The sequence below is a fragment of the uncultured Aurantimicrobium sp. genome, assembly GCF_936931525.1.
Taxonomy (GTDB): Bacteria; Actinomycetota; Actinomycetes; order Actinomycetales; family Microbacteriaceae; genus Aurantimicrobium.
The window spans coordinates 1-1,708 of record NZ_CAKZII010000111.1; the positions used below are offsets into that span (position 1 = coordinate 1).

Annotated in this window: 2 protein-coding genes; both read left to right on the forward strand. The window is 54.7% G+C overall.

Annotated features, from left to right (window positions below; translation table 11 throughout):
- Window positions 1–1,300, forward strand: a 1,300-nt coding sequence (ahcY, locus tag Q0362_RS05200) for an adenosylhomocysteinase (protein WP_298120761.1), incomplete at its 5' end; no start/stop codon positions are given.
- A gap of 58 nt (window positions 1,301–1,358) precedes the next feature.
- A partial coding sequence (locus tag Q0362_RS05205) for a response regulator (protein WP_298119588.1) occupies window positions 1,359–1,708 on the forward strand: 350 nt, incomplete at its 3' end.

Sequence of the window (1,708 nt, forward strand, 5' to 3'; positions counted from 1 at the left end):
GACGGTTCAGACAGCCGTTCTCATCGAGACCCTTGTTGATCTCGGTGCTCAGGTTCGCTGGGCAAGCTGCAACATTTTCTCTACCCAGGACGAGGCAGCAGCAGCAATCGCTGTTGGCCCAACTGGAACCCCAGAAGCACCTGCTGGTGTCCCTGTCTTTGCTTGGAAGGGTGAAACCCTCGAAGAGTACTGGTGGTGCACCGACCGCATCTTCGACTGGTCTGTAGAAGCCGCTGAAGCTGGCGCAGACTGGATTGGGCCCAACCTCATCCTCGATGACGGCGGCGACGCTACTCTCCTCGTTCACAAGGGACGTGAGTTTGAAATTGCAGGCGCAGTTCCTGCTACTTCTGCTACTGACAGCCACGAGTATGGTGTCATCCTTGAACTGCTCCGCAAGACTGTTGCTGAAACTCCAAACCGTTGGACCACAGTTGCTTCTGAGCTCATCGGTGTGACCGAAGAGACCACCACTGGTGTTCACCGTCTTTACGAACTCTTTGCCAAGCAGGAACTCTTGTTCCCCGCCATCAACGTCAACGACTCTGTCACCAAGAGCAAGTTCGACAACAAGTACGGAATTCGCCACTCACTCACCGACGGCATCAACCGTGCAACCGACGTCCTCATGGGCGGCAAGGTTGCTTTCGTGTGTGGTTACGGTGACGTAGGTAAGGGTTCTGCTGAGGCACTTCGCGGACAGGGCGCTCGCGTCATCATCAGCGAGATTGACCCCATCTGTGCACTTCAGGCAGCAATGGACGGTTACCAGGTTGCAACTCTCGAGTCTGTTGTTGACCAGGTCGACATCTTCGTTACCACCACTGGTAACAAGGACGTCATCACCCTCGACCACATGCTCGCCATGAAGCACAACGCGATTGTTTCTAACGTTGGCCACTTCGACAATGAAATCGACATGGCAGGTCTTGAAAGCCTTCCCGGTGCTCAGCGCGTGGAAATCAAGCCTCAGGTTCACGAATGGATCATGCCTAACGGCCGCAGCATCCTCGTGCTGTCTGAAGGTCGTCTCATGAACCTGGGTAACGCAACTGGTCACCCTTCCTTCGTGATGAGCAACTCCTTCACCAACCAGGTTCTCGCCCAGATCGAACTCTTTGTTCGTCGCGAGAACTACCCAGTAGGCGTCTTCGTGCTTCCAAAGCACCTTGATGAGAAGGTTGCACGACTTCACCTTGATGCTCTTGGTGTTGTCCTCACAGAGCTTTCACCTGAGCAGGCTGCCTACATTGGCGTTCCTGTTGAAGGCCCTTACAAGGTAGATCACTACCGCTACTAGCCACTACTTGTGTGCCCCGAGATTCTTTCTCGGGGCACACAAGACTAGGCTCTAATCCATGAGTGCACGCATTCTGGTTGTAGACGACGATGCCGCCTTGGCGGAGATGGTCGGCATTGTGCTGGAAGGAGAAGGCTTTACGCCTTCCTTCTGTGCCGATGGCGCAGAAGCACTTGCTGCATTCCGCGAGCACAAGCCTGACCTCGTTCTACTTGACCTCATGCTTCCTGGCTTTGACGGTATTGAAGTGTGTGGTCAGATTCGCCAGGAATCAGGCGTTCCCATCATCATGCTCACTGCCAAGGGTGACGCCGCAGATGTTGTTGCTGGCCTTGAAGCAGGTGCTGATGACTACATGGTCAAGCCCTTCAACCCAGGAGAGCTAGCCGCACGTATTCGCACGCGTCT